This window comes from Umezawaea sp. (genome assembly GCF_057122925.1).
The window spans coordinates 25,452-44,462 of the sequence record NZ_DBNGPQ010000186.1; the positions used below are offsets into that span (position 1 = coordinate 25,452).

Annotated in this window: 17 protein-coding genes and 1 pseudogene; 9 read left to right on the forward strand and 9 right to left on the reverse strand. The window is 72.3% G+C overall.

Annotated elements, in window-relative coordinates; translation table 11 throughout:
- Nucleotides 1-62 precede the first annotated feature (62 nt).
- The 4 genes from AC156L_RS41160 to AC156L_RS41175 form a co-directional block, all read right to left on the reverse strand.
- Complete coding sequence (locus tag AC156L_RS41160; protein ID WP_330881859.1) at nucleotides 63-1,838, reverse strand: peroxidase family protein; 1,776 nt, start codon at nucleotides 1,836-1,838, stop codon at nucleotides 63-65.
- 61 nt (nucleotides 1,839-1,899) lie between these two features.
- Nucleotides 1,900-2,469 carry a hypothetical protein gene (locus AC156L_RS41165; RefSeq protein WP_330881861.1) on the reverse strand — a complete coding sequence of 190 codons (570 nt, stop codon included), beginning with the start codon at nucleotides 2,467-2,469 and terminating at the stop codon, nucleotides 1,900-1,902.
- 43 nt (nucleotides 2,470-2,512) lie between these two features.
- Complete coding sequence (locus AC156L_RS41170) at nucleotides 2,513-3,091, reverse strand: hypothetical protein (protein WP_330881863.1); 579 nt, start codon at nucleotides 3,089-3,091, stop codon at nucleotides 2,513-2,515.
- A gap of 9 nt (nucleotides 3,092-3,100) precedes the next feature.
- A complete protein-coding gene (locus tag AC156L_RS41175) occupies nucleotides 3,101-3,679 on the reverse strand; it encodes an NADPH-dependent FMN reductase (protein WP_330881865.1) in 579 nt (192 codons plus the stop codon).
- A gap of 52 nt (nucleotides 3,680-3,731) precedes the next feature.
- Here AC156L_RS41175 and soxR point away from each other — a divergent pair, with 52 nt between their 5' ends.
- Nucleotides 3,732-4,187, forward strand: a complete 456-nt coding sequence (gene soxR / locus AC156L_RS41180; RefSeq protein WP_484407817.1) for a redox-sensitive transcriptional activator SoxR — start codon at nucleotides 3,732-3,734, stop codon at nucleotides 4,185-4,187.
- A gap of 7 nt (nucleotides 4,188-4,194) precedes the next feature.
- Here the strand turns inward: soxR and AC156L_RS41185 are convergent, their stop codons facing one another.
- Together AC156L_RS41185 and AC156L_RS41190 are read right to left on the reverse strand one after the other, a co-directional pair.
- Nucleotides 4,195-5,373, reverse strand: coding sequence for an NAD(P)/FAD-dependent oxidoreductase (locus AC156L_RS41185; protein ID WP_330881869.1), 1,179 nt, complete (start codon nucleotides 5,371-5,373; stop codon nucleotides 4,195-4,197).
- Between the two features lie 48 nt (nucleotides 5,374-5,421).
- On the reverse strand, nucleotides 5,422-6,237 hold the full coding sequence (locus AC156L_RS41190; RefSeq protein ID WP_330881871.1) for an SAM-dependent methyltransferase: 816 nt from the start codon (nucleotides 6,235-6,237) through the stop codon (nucleotides 5,422-5,424).
- Between the two features lie 337 nt (nucleotides 6,238-6,574).
- Here AC156L_RS41190 and AC156L_RS41195 point away from each other — a divergent pair, with 337 nt between their 5' ends.
- Together AC156L_RS41195 and AC156L_RS41200 are read left to right on the forward strand one after the other, a co-directional pair.
- Nucleotides 6,575-7,855, forward strand: a complete 1,281-nt coding sequence (locus AC156L_RS41195) for a cytochrome P450 (protein WP_330881936.1) — start codon at nucleotides 6,575-6,577, stop codon at nucleotides 7,853-7,855.
- A gap of 547 nt (nucleotides 7,856-8,402) precedes the next feature.
- Nucleotides 8,403-8,621: pseudogene (locus AC156L_RS41200) on the forward strand (ATP-binding protein); the annotation flags it as partial.
- Between the two features lie 37 nt (nucleotides 8,622-8,658).
- On the opposite strand, the gene AC156L_RS41205 reads toward AC156L_RS41200, so the two are convergent.
- Nucleotides 8,659-9,753, reverse strand: a complete 1,095-nt coding sequence (locus AC156L_RS41205; RefSeq protein ID WP_330881873.1) for a VanZ family protein — start codon at nucleotides 9,751-9,753, stop codon at nucleotides 8,659-8,661.
- A 182-nt stretch (nucleotides 9,754-9,935) separates the two neighbouring features.
- On the opposite strand from AC156L_RS41205, the gene AC156L_RS41210 reads away from it, so the two are divergent.
- The 5 genes from AC156L_RS41210 to AC156L_RS41230 are packed head-to-tail and all read left to right on the forward strand — an operon-like array spanning nucleotide 9,936 to nucleotide 15,572.
- Entirely contained in the window at nucleotides 9,936-10,997 is a 1,062-nt protein-coding gene (locus AC156L_RS41210; protein ID WP_484407818.1) for a sugar ABC transporter substrate-binding protein, read from the forward strand.
- A gap of 30 nt (nucleotides 10,998-11,027) precedes the next feature.
- Entirely contained in the window at nucleotides 11,028-12,116 is a 1,089-nt protein-coding gene (locus AC156L_RS41215; RefSeq protein ID WP_330881877.1) for a mandelate racemase/muconate lactonizing enzyme family protein, read from the forward strand.
- Nucleotides 12,113-13,132, forward strand: a complete 1,020-nt coding sequence (locus tag AC156L_RS41220) for an ABC transporter permease (RefSeq protein WP_330881879.1) — start codon at nucleotides 12,113-12,115, stop codon at nucleotides 13,130-13,132. The genes AC156L_RS41215 and AC156L_RS41220 overlap by 4 nt, the downstream gene beginning before the upstream one ends.
- Nucleotides 13,129-14,073, forward strand: a complete 945-nt coding sequence (locus AC156L_RS41225) for an ABC transporter permease (RefSeq protein WP_330881881.1) — start codon at nucleotides 13,129-13,131, stop codon at nucleotides 14,071-14,073. The genes AC156L_RS41220 and AC156L_RS41225 overlap by 4 nt, the downstream gene beginning before the upstream one ends.
- Nucleotides 14,073-15,572: a sugar ABC transporter ATP-binding protein gene (locus AC156L_RS41230; RefSeq protein WP_330881883.1), complete on the forward strand. Its 1,500-nt coding sequence runs from the start codon at nucleotides 14,073-14,075 to the stop codon at nucleotides 15,570-15,572. Before AC156L_RS41225 ends, AC156L_RS41230 begins: the two co-directional genes overlap by 1 nt.
- Nucleotides 15,573-15,822: 250 nt before the next feature.
- On the opposite strand, the gene AC156L_RS41235 is transcribed toward AC156L_RS41230, so the two are convergent.
- On the reverse strand, nucleotides 15,823-16,524 hold the full coding sequence (locus AC156L_RS41235; protein WP_330881885.1) for a GntR family transcriptional regulator: 702 nt from the start codon (nucleotides 16,522-16,524) through the stop codon (nucleotides 15,823-15,825).
- Between the two features lie 252 nt (nucleotides 16,525-16,776).
- Between AC156L_RS41235 and AC156L_RS41240 the strand changes: the two genes are divergently transcribed.
- Nucleotides 16,777-17,130, forward strand: a complete 354-nt coding sequence (locus AC156L_RS41240; RefSeq protein WP_330881887.1) for a hypothetical protein — start codon at nucleotides 16,777-16,779, stop codon at nucleotides 17,128-17,130.
- Between the two features lie 15 nt (nucleotides 17,131-17,145).
- Here the strand turns inward: AC156L_RS41240 and AC156L_RS41245 are convergent, their stop codons facing one another.
- Nucleotides 17,146-18,993 (reverse strand): DNA/RNA non-specific endonuclease, encoded by a 1,848-nt coding sequence (locus AC156L_RS41245; protein WP_330881889.1) that lies wholly within the window; start codon nucleotides 18,991-18,993, stop codon nucleotides 17,146-17,148.
- Nucleotides 18,994-19,011: the final 18 nt, after the last annotated feature.

Genomic DNA, 19,011 nt, shown 5'->3' on the forward strand with positions numbered 1-19,011 from the left:
TCCGCCGCGCATTCGACGCCCGGCACCGCGCCCGGCAGACCGCCGAGCACGGGCCGCTCCCACTAGGACGTGCGGAACACGTTGCGGGCCAGGTCGCGGCGCGGGACGTCGGTGTTCAGCGCGATCACGTCGCCGAGCCCGTGCCGGTGGTCGATGCCGAACCTCTGCCTCACCATCGCGAGCACCGGGTCGTTGCCCAGGTGGAACCGGTCGCCGTCCCGCATGGCGGTGAACTGCTCGCGCCAGATCGCCAGCTGGAGTTCACCGAACTCCGTGCCGGGCACCTGCGGCTCGGCGCTCATCCCGACGAACGCGTCCAGCGCGGAGACGTCCCCGTACAACGCCTTCAGCCGGGCCGCGACGGTCGTCCGCCGCACGCCGGGGCTCACGAAGTCGATGCTGTCCGGGTCGTCGACCTCCGCGCCCGGCGTGAGCTCGGGGTCGACCGGGAAGGCCTCGGTCGACTCGCCGGTGACGGCCTGGAACGACGCCTTCGGTCCCAGCCCGTAGGCCGCGCGCAGCTCGTTGTAGGAGGGCATCCCGTGGTCCCGTCCGCGTTCCACGTCGATCGCGGCGATGTCGAAGATCGCGGTCAGGCAGTTCGACCCGCACCCCGGCTGCGTGAGCGCCAGGCTGCGCACGACGTCGTCGATCTGCTCGTCGTTGCGCGACTGCGCCTGCGACGCCAACCCCTTGAGCAGCGGCCCCAGCTGCACCTCGCCCACCAGTTCCGGCCGGAACGCGCCCAGCGCGGGTGGGATGGTGATCTCCACCTGGTCGCCGCTCGGCACGACCAGCGCGCCCTTGGCCCGCAGCGCGTCGAGCTGCTCCGCCGAGTACCGGGAGGCCTCGGTCCGCACCAGCACGTTGCCGCGCAGCATGCTGTGCGCCCGGTACCCGACGGTCGCGAACTCGTTCGACAGCGTCGCGTCCACCGACGGGTCGTAGCCCCGGTACGGGGCCAGCCGAACCCCCAGCGCGGGCAGGAACTCGGTGTAGGTGATGTGCTGCTGCGTGGCGATCACGACCCGCCGCGCGAGCTGGAACCGCTGCTCCTCCGGCAGCCACGACGGCAGCAGCGACACGATCCTGTTGTGCTCGCGGGCGAACAGCGTCTGCACGGCCGTGAGCGACACGTTCTCGTTGCCCCGGTCGTCCCCCGTCACGACGGCCCGCGCCCCCATGCCGACCGGGTCGTCCGCGCGCGGCGCGGTGGAGGCGTCGCCGCGCGCGTCCCGGCGCGGCAGCAGGTTGTCCGGCATCAGCAGCTTCGCGCCGTCGCGCATCCACGCCAGGCGGTCGGGCTCGTTGCCGTACACGGCCTCCGCGTCCAGGTACGAGTTCAGCCTGTTCGGCTGCTCCCGGGGGGTCGTGACGCCGGTCCCCGGAGCCACCGCGCTGCGCCCGAACGGCACCACCGGGAGGTCGCTGTGGAAGTCCTCCATCGGTGCCCCGTTGACGAACGGGATGCTGCCCGGCTCGTTCGACCCGATCCGCTGGCCGAACGAGTGGTCCAGGAACTGGCCCCACGCCGTGCCCCACTGCGTGACCCGCTCGGACGGCCGCGTCACGCCGCCGTCCGCGAACACGCGGTTGCTCAGGTACCGCGCGCTCGGCCCCGTGACGGGTGCCCCGATCCCGTCCGCGTAGTGCGCGGGCGCCACCCGCGAGTAGTTGGCGCCCGCCGCGCCCCACTCCGGGTGCGCCCTGTTGTTCCCCGTCCCGTCGAGGCTCTGCACCTCGAACGGGACCCCGGTCCCAGCCCCGGCCGTGCCCGTCAGCAGCGACGACCCCGCCACGACCGCCAGCACGACCCCCAGTGATCTCCTGCGTCCCATGGGTTCCATGCTCGGCGGCACCACCCGCCCACCACATCCGTAGACGGCCCGCGCGCACCCCTTAGCCCAAACGGGCGCGGAACTCCTCGACGGTCCGGACGCCGTGGTCCAGCACCGCGTCGTACACGTCGACGCCGCTGACGACGTCGGGGTACTCGTCGAGGCGGCACCAGTGGTCCTTGATCACGAGGATCGCCGCCCGCGTCTCGTCGTCCAGCCGGTCGCGGAGCGCGGCGGCGTCGGAGAACCCGCCGGACGGCCCGGTGCTGGTCCACAGCGACAGGTCGACCTTCCAGCCCCGGTGGTGCAGCACGGCGTAGTACCGCTGGTCCTTGGGCAGGCCGGAGGGGGTGTGCGGACCCGTGAAGTGCAGGTCCGCCACCTCCGGGTGCGCCACCAGGTCCCGGACCACGTCGGCCACCTCGGCGCGGGAGGCCGACGTGTGGACGCTGATGTCCAGGTCCCGCCACACCATCAGCCCGGACGCCGCGCTCCCGATCACCTCGACCCGGCCCAGCCTCCCCAGCAGGGCCATGAGGTCGAGGTCGGCGACGACCCGCGCCGCCTCCCGCTGGAGGTCGGCCTGCCGGGCCAGCAGGTCCGCCAGCCGCTCCGCGTCCGTGTCAGCCATGGTCTGGATCGTGCACCCCCGAGAGGGTCGCGGTCGACCCGTTTCAGACCTCCCGCACCAGGCGGAACCTGGTGAACCCGCCGCCGGTCGTGCCGGGGAACTCCTTGACCGCGCGCCACTTCTCGCCGAGTCCGACGGTGCCCTGCCCCGAGGCCTCCAGCGCCGCGACGTGCGCCGCCTCCGACGTCCAGCCCGCGAGGTTGAGCGCCCGCGTGCCGTCGGCGCTGACGTGGAAGTGCGCCGAGATGCCGCCGGGGGCGGGGGAGTCGTCCGCGGCGAGCGCGTCGAGCACCGCGTCGACCCACGTGCGCGGGTCGACGACGCCGTCGAACTCGGCCGTGACGATGACGACGCAGCCGACCTCGGGCGGGTCCGGCCGCGTGGCACCGCGGTACCACCGGTACTCGACCGCGCCCTCCCGCCGTTCGGTCGGGGTGCCCCGCCACTGCTCGTACAGGAGCACCGAGGTCCCGTCGAACCCCGCGTACCCCGCCGCGGCGACGAGCCCCTCGGGCTTCGCCCCCGCCAGCGCCTCCACGACGGCGGCGTCCGGGTCGTCGGCGGTCCACCTCGTGACCAGGACGGAGTCGACGTCCGCGCGTTCCGGATCGAGCACTGCCACTCCCGTTCCTCAGGCCGCGTAGGGGGTGCGGGCGTTGGCGTCGCGCAGCGCGCGGGCCCACCAGGCCACCTGGTCGAGCATCACCCCGGCCGCCCGCTCGCACGCCTCGGGATCCTTCGGCACGCCGTCGTCGAACCGGCCGTGCGCGTTGTGGAAGCTGACGGTGTCCCGGACCGTCACCGCGTGCAGCTCCGCGAAGACCTGCCGCAGGTGCTCGACGGCCCGCAGCCCGCCGGAGATCCCGCCGTAGGACACGAAACCGACGGGCTTGGCCCGCCACTGCGTGAAGTGCCAGTCGATCGCGTTCTTCAGCGCCGCCGGGTAGCTGTGGTTGTACTCGGGCGTCACGACGACGAACGCGTCCGCCTCGGCGAGCTTCGGCGTGACGGCCGCGAGCTGCGCGGCCTGCTCCGGCGTCGGGTCGCCGGTGATCGTCGTGGGCAGGGGCGTCTCCGCGAGGTCGACCACCGTGACGGTGAGGTCGGCGCGCCGCTCGGCCAGGCCGGTGAACCAGGAGGCGACGACCGGTCCGAAGCGGCCGTCACGGGTGCTGCTCACGATGATCGCGAGCCGGAGTGGTGTGGTCATGGGCCCAGCATCGAACTTCAACAAAGGTTGAAGTCAAGCTACCGTGGCCGACGTGGCTCAGCTCCCGGCGAACATCCACGAGATCACCATCGGTGAACTCTCCGCGCGCAGCGGCGTCCCCACCTCCGCCCTGCGCTTCTACGAGCGCGAGGGCCTGATCCGCAGCCGCCGCACGCCGGGCAACCAGCGCCGCTACGGCCGCGAGGTCCTCCGCCGGATCGCCTTCATCCGCGCCTCCCACCACCTCGGCATCCCGCTGGCGTCCATCGGCGGCGTGCTCGCCCTGCTCCCCGAGGGCGTTCCGCCCACCCGCGAGTTCTGGGAGCGCGCGTCGAACTGCTGGAGCGAGCAGGTCAACGCCAGGATCGAGAAGCTGGAACGGGTGCGCGACCGCTTCACCGAGTGCGTCGGCTGCGGCTGCCTCTCGTTCGACACCTGCGCCCTGGTCAACCCCGACGACCGGCTGGGCGCCAAGGCCGTCGGCCCCGAGCGCCTGCTGGACCCGTAGCGGCCGGTCAGCCCGCCAGGGTCGCGAGGTCCACGTCGGGGTCGGCGAGGCGGTCCACGGCGGGCGAGGTGCCGATCAGGGCCTTGATCCGGTCGTTGACCTCCCAGACGTTCACGTTCGTGCCCGCGACGAGGACGCCGTCCTTCAGCCAGAACGCGAGGAACTCGCGGCCGGGCACGTCGCCGCGGAACACGACCCGGTCGTAGCCGGTGATGTCGCCGACGAACTCCATGCCGACGTCGTACTGGTCGGTGAAGAAGTACGGCTGCTCCTGGTAGCTCGCGCCCCGCCCGAGGATCGCGGCGGCGACGGTCGCGGGCTGGTGGAGCGCGTTCGCCCAGTGCTCGACCCTGATGTGCCTGCCCAGCACCGGGTTGAACGCGTTCGCCACGTCGCCGACGGCGTAGACGTCCGGGTCGCTGGTGCGCAGCGTCGCGTCCACGACCACGCCGTTGTCCACGTCGAGCCCCTCGGCGAGGTCCACGTTCGGCACCGCCCCGACCGCCACGAGCACGTGGTCGGCGGGCAGGACCGCGTCGTCCAGCCGCACACCGGTCGCGGTGATCTCCAGCACCCGGCTGTCGAACCGGAACCCCACGCCGTGCTCGGTGTGCAGGTCCGCGAACACCCGCGCCACCTCGGCTCCCAGCGCGCGCCGCAGCGGCAGCGACGACGAGTGCACGACGGTCACCTCGACCCCGGCCTGCCGAGCCGCGGACGCGGCCTCCAGACCGAGCCACCCGCCCCCGACCACGACCAGCCGGGAACCCGCCGTGAACGCCTCCCGCAGCCGGTCGGAGTCCTCGACGGTCCGCAGGTACAGCGCCGACCCCGCACCGGGGATCGACGGCACCCGCGGCGACGACCCCGTGGCCAGCACCAGCTTGTCGTAGTCGAGGTGCGACCCGTCGTCGAGCACGACCCGGTGCCCGGCGAGGTCGACCGCGACCGCCGTCGTCCCCAGCCGCAGGTCGACGTCGTTCTCCGCGTACCAGCCGTCGGCCAGCGCCGTGAAGCTCGACCGGTCGTCCCGGCCGCCCAGGTAGCCCTTGGACAGAGGGGGCCGCTCGTACGGGCGGTGGCGTTCCCCCGCCACCAGCACCACGGCGCCGTCGTACCCCTGCGCGCGCAGGGCCTCCGCGGTCTTGGCACCCGCCAACCCGCCGCCCAGGATCACGATCGTCATGGCCCCAGTCGTACACCCTCCGGGGCGGGTCGGCCCGCCGAAGAGCACCTATCCCGGCAGCCGTCCCACGCCCGCGAAACCGGGGAAGCGGGCCGCGTCCGGCTCCAGGTCGTCCACCGACTCGGGCCGCCACAGCGGGATGCGCGTCACACCCGGATCGACCAGGTCGAAACCCTCGAAGAACGCGGTGACCTCGGCGTGACCGCGCGAGGAGAGCGGTGTGACCGAGGCGGCGTACAGGTCGCGGTAGCGCTGCCAGCCCTCCGGTTCCTCGCCGGGCTCGGTGCCCAGCTGCGACAGCGCCAGGTGGCTGCCCGGTGCCAGGCGGTCCCGGTAGCCCCGGATGATGCCGATCGGGTCCTCCGAGTCCGGCACGAAGTGCAGCAGCGCCACCATCAGCACCGCGACCGGCTCGCCGAGGTCGAACAGGTCCTGGACCTCGGGCGAGTCCAGCACGGCCCGCGGGTCGCGGATGTCGGCCTGGAGCACCGCCACCCCGGCGTCACCCATGAGCAGCGACCGGCTGTGCGCCACCGCCACCGGGTCGCGGTCGACGTACACGACCCGCGAGTCGGGAGCGGCCTGGCGGGCGACCTCGTGCACGTTGCCGACCGTCGGGATCCCCGACCCGAGGTCGAGGAACTGCCGCACGCCCGAGGCCGCGAGGCTCTGGACGGCCCTGCGCAGGAACGCCCTGTTCATCATGATCGCCGACTTGAGGCTGGGCATGACGCCCAGCGCCTGGTCGGCCAGCGCCCGGTCGGCCGCGAAGTTGTGCGCGCCGCCCAGCCAGTAGTCGTAGACCCTCGCGATGCTCGGTCGTTCCAGGTCGATTTCGTCGGGTGCCCAGTCAGGTCTTGCCACCGGCTCATGGTGTCAGAAGGACGTCGCCGTGGAACGCGCGCGAACGGTCGGATCGACCGCCGCTCCCGGCGCGGCCGTCCGCCGTTCCGGAGAAGCCGGAACTTCTCCGCCGGAATGGTTCTCCGGAGGCGCGATCCGTCCTATCCGGATCTTCACCGGGCTCCGCCGGTGCGAATTCCCGAAGGCCGGGGAAGGCCGAACCCGCCGGGGCCGCCATCGGGGGCGTCGTCACCTCGGACATCGTTGTTATCGTAGCCACGGGGTCGCGAGGCCCGCCGGTGGCCGAGTGAGCCCCGACGGAACAGAGAACCGAACGACGGTGGGGTTGATGTCGACGATGGCGAATCTGCGGTCTCGTGTGCTGACCAGGCTCGGGCGGGGTTACCTGACGCGGTTGCAGAAAAAGCCGTTGGACCTTTCGACGCTGTCTTTCTTCCCCCATTCCGCGCTCATGCCGCTGCGCCGCGACGGCGTGGACCCGGTGCCGGAACTAGGGGTTCGGCGCAGGCGTGAGCCGGTGAGCAAGCTGAAGCTGCCGTTCGGCATCAACGTGTGGTTGGTCACCGGTTACGAGGAGTCGAAGGAGGTGCTCGGCAAGGTCGAGGAGTTCAGCAACGACTTCGCGAACCTCGTCGGCACGTCCGGCGGCCTCTCCGCGGACAGCAACCCCGGTGGCCTGGGGATGGCGGACCCGCCCGTGCACACCCGGCTGCGCCGCCTCCTGACGCCCGAGTTCACCATGCGCAGGCTCAGCAGGCTGGCCCCGCGCATCGACACCATCGTGAACGACCGCCTGGACGCCATGGCCGCCGCCGACGGCCCGGTGGACCTGGTCGAGGCCTTCGCGCTGCCCATCCCGTCGCTGGCGATCTGCGAGCTGCTCGGCGTCCCCTACGAGGACCGCGAGGACTTCCAGCGCCTCAGCATGACCAGGTTCGACCTGTTCGCGGGCGCGAACCCGTCCCTCGGCGCGATGTCCGAGTCGCTCGCGTACTTCATGGACGTGGTCAAGAAGCAGCGCGAGAACCCCGGCGACGGCCTCCTCGGCATGATCATCAAGGACCACGGCGACGAGGTCGGCGACCGCGAGCTGGCAGGCCTCGCGGACGGCGTGCTCACCGGCGGCTTCGAGACGACCGCCAGCATGCTCGCGCTCGGCGCGCTGGTGCTGCTGGAGGACCGCGAGGCGTTCGAGAAGCTCCGCGACGACGACTCGGCCGTGAACCCGTTCGTCGAGGAGCTGCTGCGCCACCTCACGGTCGTGCAGGTCGCGTTCCCCCGCTTCGCCCGCACCGACCTCGTCGTCGGCGGCAAGCACATCGCCAAGGGCGACGTCGTCGTGTGCTCGCTGAGCGGGGCCAACCGCGACGAGTCGATGGGCGGGGACATGGAGTCGTTCGACCCGACCCGCAAGTCCCCGTCCCACCTGGCCTTCGGCTACGGCATCCACCGCTGCATCGGCGCCGAGCTGGCCCGCATGGAGCTGCGGGCCGCGTACCCGGCGCTCGTGCGGCGGTTCCCGAGCATGCGGCTGCACGGCACGCAGGCCGACCTCGCGTTCCGCAAGACCTCGGTCGTGTACGGCGTCGAGGCCCTGCCGGTCGTGCTGGGCGGCTAGACCGCCGCCAGCGCCTCCGTGGGGGTGAGCCGGGCCCGCCGACGAGCAGCGCCACGCCCGCCAACCCCGGGAACAGCGCGGAGAAGCTGCTGTCGGCGGCGCGCGCGTCCGACGGGCGGGCTCACCCGCACCAGCCCCGGCAACCGCGGGTGGAGCGTGGCGGGCAGCACGGCCCGCACGTCCTCGCGCGACTTCACGCGGACCACGGTCGGTGCCCGTCGAACCCCAGCTCCGAGCGGGCCGCCTCCCACCCGACGAGCACGGACCGCTCGACGTCCGGCGCCGGCGGCACGGGCTCCAGCACGCCGACCACGGTGAACCACGTCGTCCCGGTGCGCACCTGCGGGGCGCGGCCCGCCGGGACCTCGGCGATCCCGAGCCTGCGCGTGCGGGAGGTGCGGCCGACCTGCTGGAGCAGGCCGCGGTCGCGCACGGGGCGAAGGCGCGCGCGGCGGGCGCTGACCTGCGCGTGGACGCCGCCGACGTGACCGCGGTCGCGGATCCCGAGCGGCTGCGGCAGGTCGTGGACAACCTGGTCGGCAGCGCCGTGCGGCACACCGGTCGAGGGGGTGTCGTCGCGGTCGCCGCCCGCCGCGAGGACGAGCGGGTGGTGGTCGAGGTGGCCGGCACCGGCGTCGGCGTCGAGGACCTGGCCTGGGTGTTCGACCGGTTCTGGCGGGCCGAGAAGTCGCGCGACCGCGGTTCCGGCGGCGGCGGGCTCGGGCTCGTCATCGTCCGCGACCTGGTGCGGGCGCACGGCGGCGCGGTCGCCGCCACCAGCGTCGTCGGGCGGGGGTCGACGTTCACCGTGCGGCTACCGGCTCGCGGCCGACCTCTCGGGAGTCCACGACCCGCAGGCCCGCGAACACCCCGGACAGTCCCCGGTGCCCCTTGGTCCGCCACGCCCCGACCAGGCTCGCGAACAGCCACAGCGACAGCAGGCCCCGCAACCCCTCCGAGCCGGTGGCGGTCTCCAGCCCGCTGGCCAGGAAGTAGCCGCCCGACCCGGCCAGGAACCGCACCAGCACCCTCCCGAGCGCGGGTGGGCCCTCCGGCCGCAGCCGGACGGACCGCTGACCGGGTGTCGCGCCGTTGCCGAGCAGCGGCACGACCAGCAGCAGGACCACCGCGGGCAGCCACTCGCCGAGCACCGCGTCCCGCAGCGGGTGCTCGTCGAGCACCGCGAGCGACCGGTCGTCGGAGAGGACGTACTCCACGGCCCTCGACAGCACGACCAGCGCGACGCCCGCGAGCGTGACGCCGATCAGGTCCAGCACCATCCCGAGCACCCGCCGCCCGGTCGTCACGGGCCGGGGTGCCGCGGCGTCGGCGGCGGCCACCGAGGCCGCGGGTCTGGTCAGGACCGCCCCGACGGCCGCGCCGAGGGTGTTGAACAGCAGGTCGCCGGTGTCGAACAGCCGGTACGGGCACTGGAACAGGAACCACACGCCGGTGAGCTGGGTGCACTCGATGAACAGCGACACCAGGAACCCGCTCGCCACCGCCGCGCCGACGCCCCTGCCGAACAGCCTCCGCAGGAAGAAGCCCCACGGCACGAACAGCACGACGTTGAACACCACCTGCTGGAGCGCCGGGTTCGACAGCGGTCCGGTGTCGAACTTCCGCATGTCGGTGAGGAACTCCAGCGGGTTCCACACGGGGTGCGCCAGCGCGGTGTTCGCCGCGCAGAACTCCGCGTCCACGACGGGCTGGGGCAGCAGCGTGTACGTGACCAGCGCGAGCGCGTGGACGAGGAACGCCAGCCCCATCACGGCCCTGCCGGTGCCGACCCGGCCGCGCATCCGGTAGCTGCGGGCGACGAACGGCAGCACCAGCACGAACGCCAGGGCGAACCCGCCCATCAGCGCCAACAAGGTCTGCCCTGTCCACTGAGACATCACCGGAGGGTAAGCAGAACGGCGGTCTCCCGCCCGGCGTGGATCACCGCCGCGCACCGGCGTGACACGCATCGTGCGGGCTGGTAACGATTGTCCACGTCCCGCGCGGCGACCCTGTTGACACTTCGTTCACCGTGTCGTAGAAATCAGCTATCCAATATCCTATAGGATTGAGGCTGGCGATGAGGCCGTTCGCGAAGCGGACCAGGCTGTGCGCGGTGGCCGTAGGGCTGCTCGCGGTCACGGTCGGATGCACCACCAGGGGATCGGACGCCGGGCGGTCGGCGGCCGGGCCCGAGAAGAAGGACGCGTCGAGCGTCAAGGTCGCCTTCGTGCCCGGCGGCCCGCACCCGTACTTCCAGCCGTGGAAGGCCGCGGCCGACCAGGTGAAGGCCGACTTCGAGGTCGGCGGCACGGTCTTCGACGAGACCAGCCAGTGGGACCAGGCGAAGCAGAACAGCGCGCTGAACTCGTTGGCGTCGCAGGGTTACAACGCGATGGGCATCTTCGGCGTCTCCCCGACGGACATCAACAGCACGTTCACCGACCTGAAGGCCAAGGGCATCACCGTGGCCTCGTTGGGCTCCTGCCCGGCCGGTGACGAGAACGAGGCCGACTTCTGCCTGTCCACCGACGTCGGCGAGGCCGCGTACAAGGCGGCCAGGACCGCCATCGAGGCGATGGGCGGCACCGGCAAGCTGGTCCACCTCACCGGCAACAACGTCGACGCCAACACGCAGCGCCGCATCGCGGGCGTGCGGAAGGCCGTGGACGAGACCGGCGGCGAGGTCACCATCCTGACCACCATCCCGGACATCGACAAGGACCTCCAGACCGCGCAGAAGGCCGTGGCCGACCTGCTCTCCGCGCAGGGCAACCAGATCCAGGGCGTCGTCACCACCGCGTACAACCCCGCGGTCGCGGCGGCGGCCGGGGTGAAGTCGGCCGGACTGCCGATCAAGGTGGTGGCGATCGACGACGACGCGACCATCCTGGCGGGCATCAAGGACGGCTCGGTGGCGGCGACCATCGCGCAGAACCCCACCGGCCAGGCCTACGTCGGCGGGTGGGCGCTGACCCAGCTCGCCACCGGCGCCTGCACGGTGGCGACCCCCGGCACGGCCGTCGACTCCGGCTCGTTCGTGATCACCCAGGCCAACGTCGACACCTACGACACCGAGCGCGAGGCCAAGACGACGCAGCTCACCGAGCAGTTCAAGAGCAGCGTCCTCAAGTGCTCCTGACCTGAACCAGCGCACGGAGAGGGGCCCGCGGTGGCCGTCGTCAGCAGAGCCGAAGCGTTCATCGTCGACCTGGAGGTGGAGCAGGTCCGCACCGACGCGGTGCAGGCCTTCCTCAAGCAGGAGACCGTTTTCGTGGAGGTGGGCACGGACGACGGCGCCGTGGGGCTCGGCTACTCCTACACGATCGGCACGGGTGGGACCGCGGTGCACGCGCTGCTCCGGGACCACCTGCTGCCGAGGCTGATCGGCCAGGACTCCCGGCTCGTGGAAGGCGTGTGGCACGACCTGTTCGCGTTCACCCGCGCCACGACCGTCGGGGCCATCACGTCGCTCGCACTCGCGGCGGTCGACACCGCGCTGTGGGACCTCAAGTGCCTTCGCGCGGGCGAGCCGCTGTGGCGGGTCGCGGGCGGTTTCCGGCCCGTGGTTCCCCTGTACGACACCGAAGGCGGCTGGCTGCACCTGAGCACCGACGAGCTGGTGCTCGGCGCGGAGGCCGCCGTCGACGCCGGGTGGAACGGCGTCAAGGTCAAGGTGGGCAAGCCGACCGCGCACGAGGACCTCGAACGCCTGATGGCCGTGCGGGACGCCGTCGGACCCCGGTTCGACCTCATGGTCGACGCGAACCAGTCCATGACGGCCGCCGAGGCGATCCGGCGGGCGGAGGCGTTCGCGCCCGCGGATCTGTTCTGGCTGGAGGAACCGCTGCCCGCCGACGACGTCGCCGGGCACGAGCGGCTGGCCCGCTCCACCAGCATCCCGATCGCCGTGGGCGAGTCGTTGTACTCCGTCGGCCAGTTCCGCGACTACCTCCAGCGCGGCGCGGCGTCGATCGTGCAGGTGGACGTGGCCCGCGTCGGCGGCATCACGCCGTGGCTCAAGGTCGCGCACCTGGCCGAGGCGTTCAACGTGGCCGTGTGCCCGCACTTCCTGATGGAGCTGCACGTGAGCCTCACCGCGGCCGTCCCCAACGGCCGGTACGTCGAGCACATCCCCCAGCTCCGGTCGATCACGACGGCGGAGATGGCCGTCGAGGACGGCCAGGCCGTCGCGCCGTCGGCGCCCGGCCTGGGCATCGCGTGGGACCGCGACGCCATGGACGACCGGAGAGTCGCGTGACCCCCCAGGTCCTCCGGCGGTCGCTCGCCGACCAGCGCACCGGTCTGGTGCTGCTGCTCGTCCTGCTGGTCGCGGTCTTCGGGTCGATGATCCCCACGTTCTTCGACGAGCGGTTCGTGGTCTTCCCGCTGCTGCGCGACGTGGCCACGCTGACCGTGGTCGGGCTGGCGCAGCTCGCCGTGCTGTCCATCGGGCACCTGAACATCGCGGTCGGGCGGATGGCGGCGTTCGGCGCGATGTTCACGGGTCTGGCCTACGAGCAGTGGCACCTGCCGCTGCACGTCGGGCTGGTCATCGGGGTCGCCGCGGGGGCCGCGATCGGCGCCCTGACCGGGCTGATCATCACCTCGTCGGGGGTGAACTCGTTCGTGGTCACGCTGGCGATGGACTTCGCGCTGCTGGGGTTCGTGTCGCTGGTCTACTCCGAGCTGACGGCCTCCGCGGCGTTCACGACGAAACCCCCTGGGATGCAGGAACTCCGCACGTTCTCGCTTGCGGACGTCTGCGTCGGCCCGATCTGCGGCACGGGCGCGATCCCGCAGCTCGCGGTCTTCGCGGTGGCCGCCATGCTCGCGGTCGGCTACCTCTACTCCCGCGCCCGCACGGGCCGCGAGATGCTCATGGTCGGCAGCAACGCCGTGGCCGCCGAGCTGTCGGGCATCCCGGTCGACCGCCGGATCGTCGGCGCGCACGCGCTGTCCGGCGGACTGGCGGCGCTCGCGGGCTTCATGCTCGCGGTCACCAGCGGCTCGTTCACCGCGACCATCGGGGCGGAGTTCATGCTCCCGTCGTTCCTCGGGCCGGTGCTCGGCGGGACGCTGCTGACCGGCGGCGCTGTGTCGATCATCGGCACGTTCCTCGGCACGTCGCTGACCCAGGTCATCCGGCAGGGCCTCACGATGCTGGGCGCCAGCGTGCAGAGCCTGTCGATCTCGCTGGGGATCATCCTGCTGGCCGCGCTGTCGCTCGACCGCGTGCGCCAGGTCATCTCCGAGCGGAAGGCGGTCCGGCGGTGATCACGCTCGACGCACGGCTCAAGTCCAACGAGACCACGCTCGCCGTGGTGGCGGTGGTCGGCTACACCGCGCTGGTGGTGACCTCCGGCGGTGCGCTGCTCAGCGGCTCCGCCGTCGAGACCTTCTTCGCCTACCTGGCCGTTCCGGTCCTCATCGGACTCGCGCAGCTCGTGGCGCTGGCCGTCGGGCAGATGAACCTGTCCGTCGGCGCGCTCGGCGGGTTCGTGGCCTGCGCGGGCGGTGTCGCCATGGCGCAGCACGGGGTCCCGGTCTGGCTCGCCGTGCCGGGCGCGCTGGTGCTCGGGGCGCTGTTCGGCACGCTCAACGGCGTGCTGGTGGTGCTGACCCGGATCAACGGGTTCATCGTCACCCTCGCCACGATGACGGTCCTGACCGGCCTCCAGTACGAACTGGTCGGCACCACCACGGTCTCGGACTACTCGCCGGTGCTGCGGGACCTCGGCCGGGCAGCGGTCTTCCACATCCCCGTGGTGTTCCTGGTCGCGCTGGCCGTCGCCGTCGTGCTGGCGGTCTTCCTGCGCCGAGCCGTGCTGGGCCGGTACCTGCTCGCCAGCGGCGGCAACCCGGTGGCCGCCAGGCTGTCCGGCATCTCCAACAACCGGTCGATCGTCCTGGCCCACGCGCTGTCCGGACTGCTGGTCGGCGTCGCCGCGGTCGTCACGCTGGCGTCCGCGCCGGGCGTGAACCAGAGCATCGGCGGCGACTGGCTGCTGGCCAGCTTCGCCGCGCCCATCATCGGCGGGGTCGCCCTGTCCGGTGGGGCCGTGTCGGTGTCCGGGACCGTGCTGGCCGCCGTCATCATCCGGCTGGTCGACGTGGCCCGCGCGCAGTTCTCGCTGAACCCCAGTTGGGTCAACTTCGTGGTCGGCGCGGTGGTGCTCGGCACCGTCGTGCTCACCCACCGTCGAGGGGCGGCGTAGTGCTCATCGCACAGGACCTGGTGAAGCTGTTCCCCGGCGTTCGGGCGCTGGACGGGGCGAGCCTGCGGATCGAGCCCGGCTCGGTGCACGCGCTCCTCGGCGAGAACGGCGCCGGGAAGTCCACCCTGATCAAGATCCTCACCGGCGTGCACCGGCCGGACGGCGGCACGCTGTCGGTCGGCGGCACCGAGGTGCACCTGGACTCGCCGCAGGCCGCGTCCCGCGCGGGCGTCGGCGTGGTGCACCAGGAGCGCAACCTCGTGCCGGAGTTCTCCATCGGCGAGAACATCGCCCTGCAACGCCTGCCCGCCAGGGGCGGCCTGCTCGACCGGGCCGCCATCCGGGCGGAGGCCGAGCGGTGCCTGCACCTGCTGGACCTCGACCTGGACCCGGACCGCCGCGTGCGCGGCCTGCCCGTGTCGCAGCTCCAGCTGGTCGAGGTGGCCAAGGCGCTGTCGATGAACAGCAGCGTGCTGCTCCTGGACGAGCCGACCACCGCGAGCACGCCCAGCGAGGTCGAGCGGCTGTTCGAGGTCATCCGCAAGCTGCGCGACAACGGGACCGCCGTGCTGTTCGTGAGCCACAAGCTCGAAGAGGTCTACGAGCTCTGCGACACGGTCACCGTCCTGCGCGACGGCGTGTCCGTGCTGGAGTCCGTGCCGCTGGGGGAACTGGCCAAGCAGGACCTGATCACCGCGATGGTCGGCCGCGCGCACAGCGCCGTCGACCTGCCCGCCCGGCCCGCCGCCACCGCGGAACCCGTGCTGGAGCTGGTGGACGTCTCCACCGCCGTCGGGCACCGCGACGTCTCGTTCTCGTTGCGGCCGGGGGAGGTCCTCGGCCTCTACGGGCTCGTGGGCGCGGGGCGCAGCGAGCTGGCGAAGGCCGTGCTCGGGCTGTCCGCCATCACCTCCGGCGAACTGCGGGTGCGCGGGAGGTCCGTGCGCATCAGGGACGTGCGCGACGCGCTGCGCACGCACCGCATCGGCTACGTGCCCGAGGACCGCAAGGAGGAGGGGCTGTTCCTGGACCAGCCGGTCGCGAGGAACATCGCCGTGGCGGTGTGGGACCGCATCCAGAGGCGGATCGGCGGCGTGTCCGCGAAGAGCGAGCGCGCGCTGGCCGAGACCTACGTCGAACGGCTGGGCATCCGGCTGTCGTCCACGGACAAGCTCGTCGGCGAGCTGTCCGGCGGCAACCAGCAGAAGGTCAGCCTGGCCAAGTGGCTGGCCGCCGAGACCGAGATCCTCATCATCGACGAGCCCACGGTCGGCATCGACGTCCGCACCAAGGCCGCGTTCCACGAGCTGATCTGGCAGCTGGCCACCGACGGGCTCGCGGTCCTGCTGATCACCAGCGACCTGGTCGAGATGGTCACCCTCGCCGACCGGATCGTGGTGATGCGCGACTTCCACGTGTGCGGCGAGGTCGACAACGACCACGACTACGAGCCGACGAGCCACCGGGTGATGGGGTTGATCCACCAGGACGCCGGGTGAGCACCGTCCTCCGCGTCGACCTCGCCGCGGGCCGGTCCCGCGGTGTCGGAGCACGGCGGCCGTACCGCCCTCGTGCTCACGGGCCGCGCCCCGCGTCCGTCCTACCCGCCGGTGCGCCCCACGCCGGCCCACGGCCTGGACGCGGAGGACCTGCCGGCGCGGGACGTCGCCGAGGTGCTGCCCGCCAGGCGCGGTCGGGACGCCCGCGTGGTCGACGCTGAGCGCTGCCGGGCCGTGGTGCTGGGACCCCCTACCGCCTGGGGTAGGCGGCGCGCAGGCGGGCCCTGGACGAGGTGAGGTGCGCCCGCATGGCGGCCTCGGCGGCCTCGGGGTCCTGGTCGGCGATGGCCTGCACCACCCGTTCGTGCTCGCGCTTGGTCTCGTCCGCCATGCCGGCGCGGAAGTACAGCCGGTAGTTGTGCGTGTGGGCGTGCAGCCGCGACAGCGCGTCGACGATCAGGTGGTTGCCCGACGCCTCGGCGATCGTCCGGTGCAGCAGCGCGTCCAGCACCGCGAAGTCCCGGTACCCCTGGTAGTTCTCGCCGTGGGGGCGGCCCGCCATGTCGCCGATGACCTTCCGGAGGTGGTTCACCTGCGCCTTGGAGGCGCCGCTCGCGGCCAGCCCGGCGGCTGCCGGTTCGATCAGCAGGCGGAACTCGTACAGGTTGTCCAGGGACACCTGGTCCATCAGCGGGGCGACGGTGTAGCCCGCGTGGGGGCGCTTCGCGACCAGGCCGTCGGATTCGAGCTTGGTCATCGCCTCGCGGACCGGTGTGGGGGAGACCTCCAGCTCACGGGCTATGCCGTCGATGGAGAGCCGGGCCCCCGGAGCGAGGTCGTTGTCCATCAGCATGCCCTTGATGGCCTCGTAGACCGTGTCGCGCAGCATCGTCCGCGGTGGCGGTGTCAACCGCGGCAGACGTGACGACGCGTCCTTGGGCACTGTGGCCATCCTCCCTCGTTCCCCTTCCGACCCGGTCGTCCGATCTTAGGCCCGAGCCCGGTCTTCGCCGACCGCCTCCGCGAGCGAGTCGGCACCGGCACAGAACGACACTTTCATATCTGATATCCGATCTTAGCGCATCTCGGCCCGTCGGTTCCGGACGAGAACGCCACGGCGCGACCTGCCGCACGCCGGCCGTCGACCCGCTTCGGGCCGGAGCGGCGGGGAGGGACTTGTTCCCCGTCCGACGCCTGGTCCTTCGTGGTGCCGGGCTCCGGCGTCGTGCGGTCCTCCACCGGGTTCGGCACCGGTCCGCTGGTGCTCGACCACGCGTCCACCGCCCTGCGTGCCAACGCCGGGAACGCCACCGCGGTCGGGGGTTCGGCGCGCCCGCTGACGTTCAGCGGGCGCCAGGGCGCCACGGTCCCGGCCGGGTCCACGGGGGCGACCCGAGGCGCGGTGAACGAGTTCATCCGCACCGGCGGCCTGCTGGACCTCGACGCCGCCCCGCGCGGCCCGCGGACCCGCTGCGCCTCAGCGCCGAGCACGACTCGGGCGACCACCCGCACCCGACCGACGCGGGCGACGCGGCGCTCGCCGCCGCGGTCGACCTGAACGCGCTCTACCCCTTCACGACCAGCGGATCTCGTCGGTGCTGGAGAGCGGTGCGCGGTCCGCCGCCTCCAGCACCTCGGGAGCCACGACCTGGGCGTCGTGCAGCACCTGGTCGAACTTGAGGCCGGTCCGCTGCTCCAGCTCGGCGATCGTCACCTGGAAGACGCGGAACTCGTCGAGGTCCAGCGCCTCAAGCTGGTCGAGGTTCTGCGTCAGCAGGAACGCGCTCGTCCTCAGCACACCCGCCTCGGCGAACGTGATGACCTTCCAGAACTCGCGCGGCAGCGCGACACCGCGGAAGACCCGGTCGTCGCCCCCGAACACCGGCCCGCCGCTGACGGACACCCGCAGGTCGTCCACCTCGACGTCGGCGTACAGGGCGTCCTCCAGCCTGCCCCACAGGCCGTCGCGGGCGCTCTGGTTGAAGTCGTCCCTCTGCGGCGCGATGTTGGTGAAGCAGAAGGAGTCCGTGTTCGCCCTGCGCGCGGCGGCCTTCGAGCCCCACAGCAGGTCGGCGCGGCGCGCGAGGTGGCCGCGGTCGAGCCGGTTGTTCCGGTACAGCTCGTCGCCGACCTGGGACTCGGCCGGGAGACGGGTGTCCTTGACGAACGGGATGCCGCTGCGGTCCAGCTTCTGGATCGACCCGCCGTCGACGTTCCACGCCACCCACAGCGCGAACCTGCGCGACTTGCTCATGGCCAGCGAGAAGTGCGTGTAGTCGATCCGCTCGGTGCCGCCGACGAGCAGCGCGTCGTCCTTCGTGGACGCGGTCAGCGCGGGCGCCTCCACGCGGGTGCCGAGGAAGTCGGCGTCGTAGCCCGCGGACACCGCCTCGGCCGGGACGCGGGGCGGGTCGAGCGTGATCTCCAGCTTCTCGAACACCGAGCGGGGCAGGCACGCCAGCGCGTGCTCGTCCGGGTCCCCGCCGCCCTCGCCCGCGAAGTGCAGACCGGCCAGGACCCGGCTCGGACGGCCGTTGCCGAGCTTGAACACCCAGGCGGCGCCGGAGTCGCCGCCGGAGCTGATCTCGCCGTCGGCGGGCTTGTTCCGCTCGTCGACGCCGATCTCGAAGCCGCCGATCTCGCACTCGCCCGCCGTGCCGCCGTAGTCGATCTTCACGAGGGTGTCGACGCGCCGGACGACCCCGTGCGTGACCCCGGTCGTCCGGCCGCTCTTGACGACCTTGTCGCCCAGTTCCGGCTCGCCGATCCGGTTCACCGCGACGCCCAGCTCGATCGAGGTCGGGTCGAAGTCGCGGTCCTCGATGGACGCGACGGCGCAGTCGCCCGCCTTGCCGAGGTAGGAGCGCACCAGCCTGCCCAGCCGGTTGCGGTCGACCCGGTTGTCGTCGTGAGGACCGGGCTGCACCACGTCCTCGCCCAGCTCGCCCCTCGCCCCGTGCAGCACGTGCCAGTTGCTCAGCACGTACGGCGTGCCGTCGGCCCTGTCGTAGACGACGCAGCCGATCGTGCCCGCGCTGACCCGCACGTGGCCGACGCTCGCACCGGGCGCGATCGGGTCGACGCGCGTCTTGCGCTCGACCGCCGCGGCCTCGGGCACGACCGTGAAGTCCGGTTTGTAGTCCCGTTCCAGGACGTCCGTCGGGACCTCGACGCCGTCCACCACGACCACCTTGGGCAGTTCGACGGTGCCCAGCGCCTCCAGCTGCTCCGGCAGCGCCTTCCGCCGCACGGTGAACTGGACGGAGATCTCCTCGGTGGGCTTGCCGTCCTGGTGCTTGTACCCCACGCCGATGGACGACACGTTGTCGTCCCGCAGGAAGTCCGAGCCCCTGGAGCGGATGAACCGCCGCAGCGAGACCATCAGCTCGTCGCGGCCCCTGGCGGACTTCCTCGCGGCCATCGCGCACTTCCTCTCGGA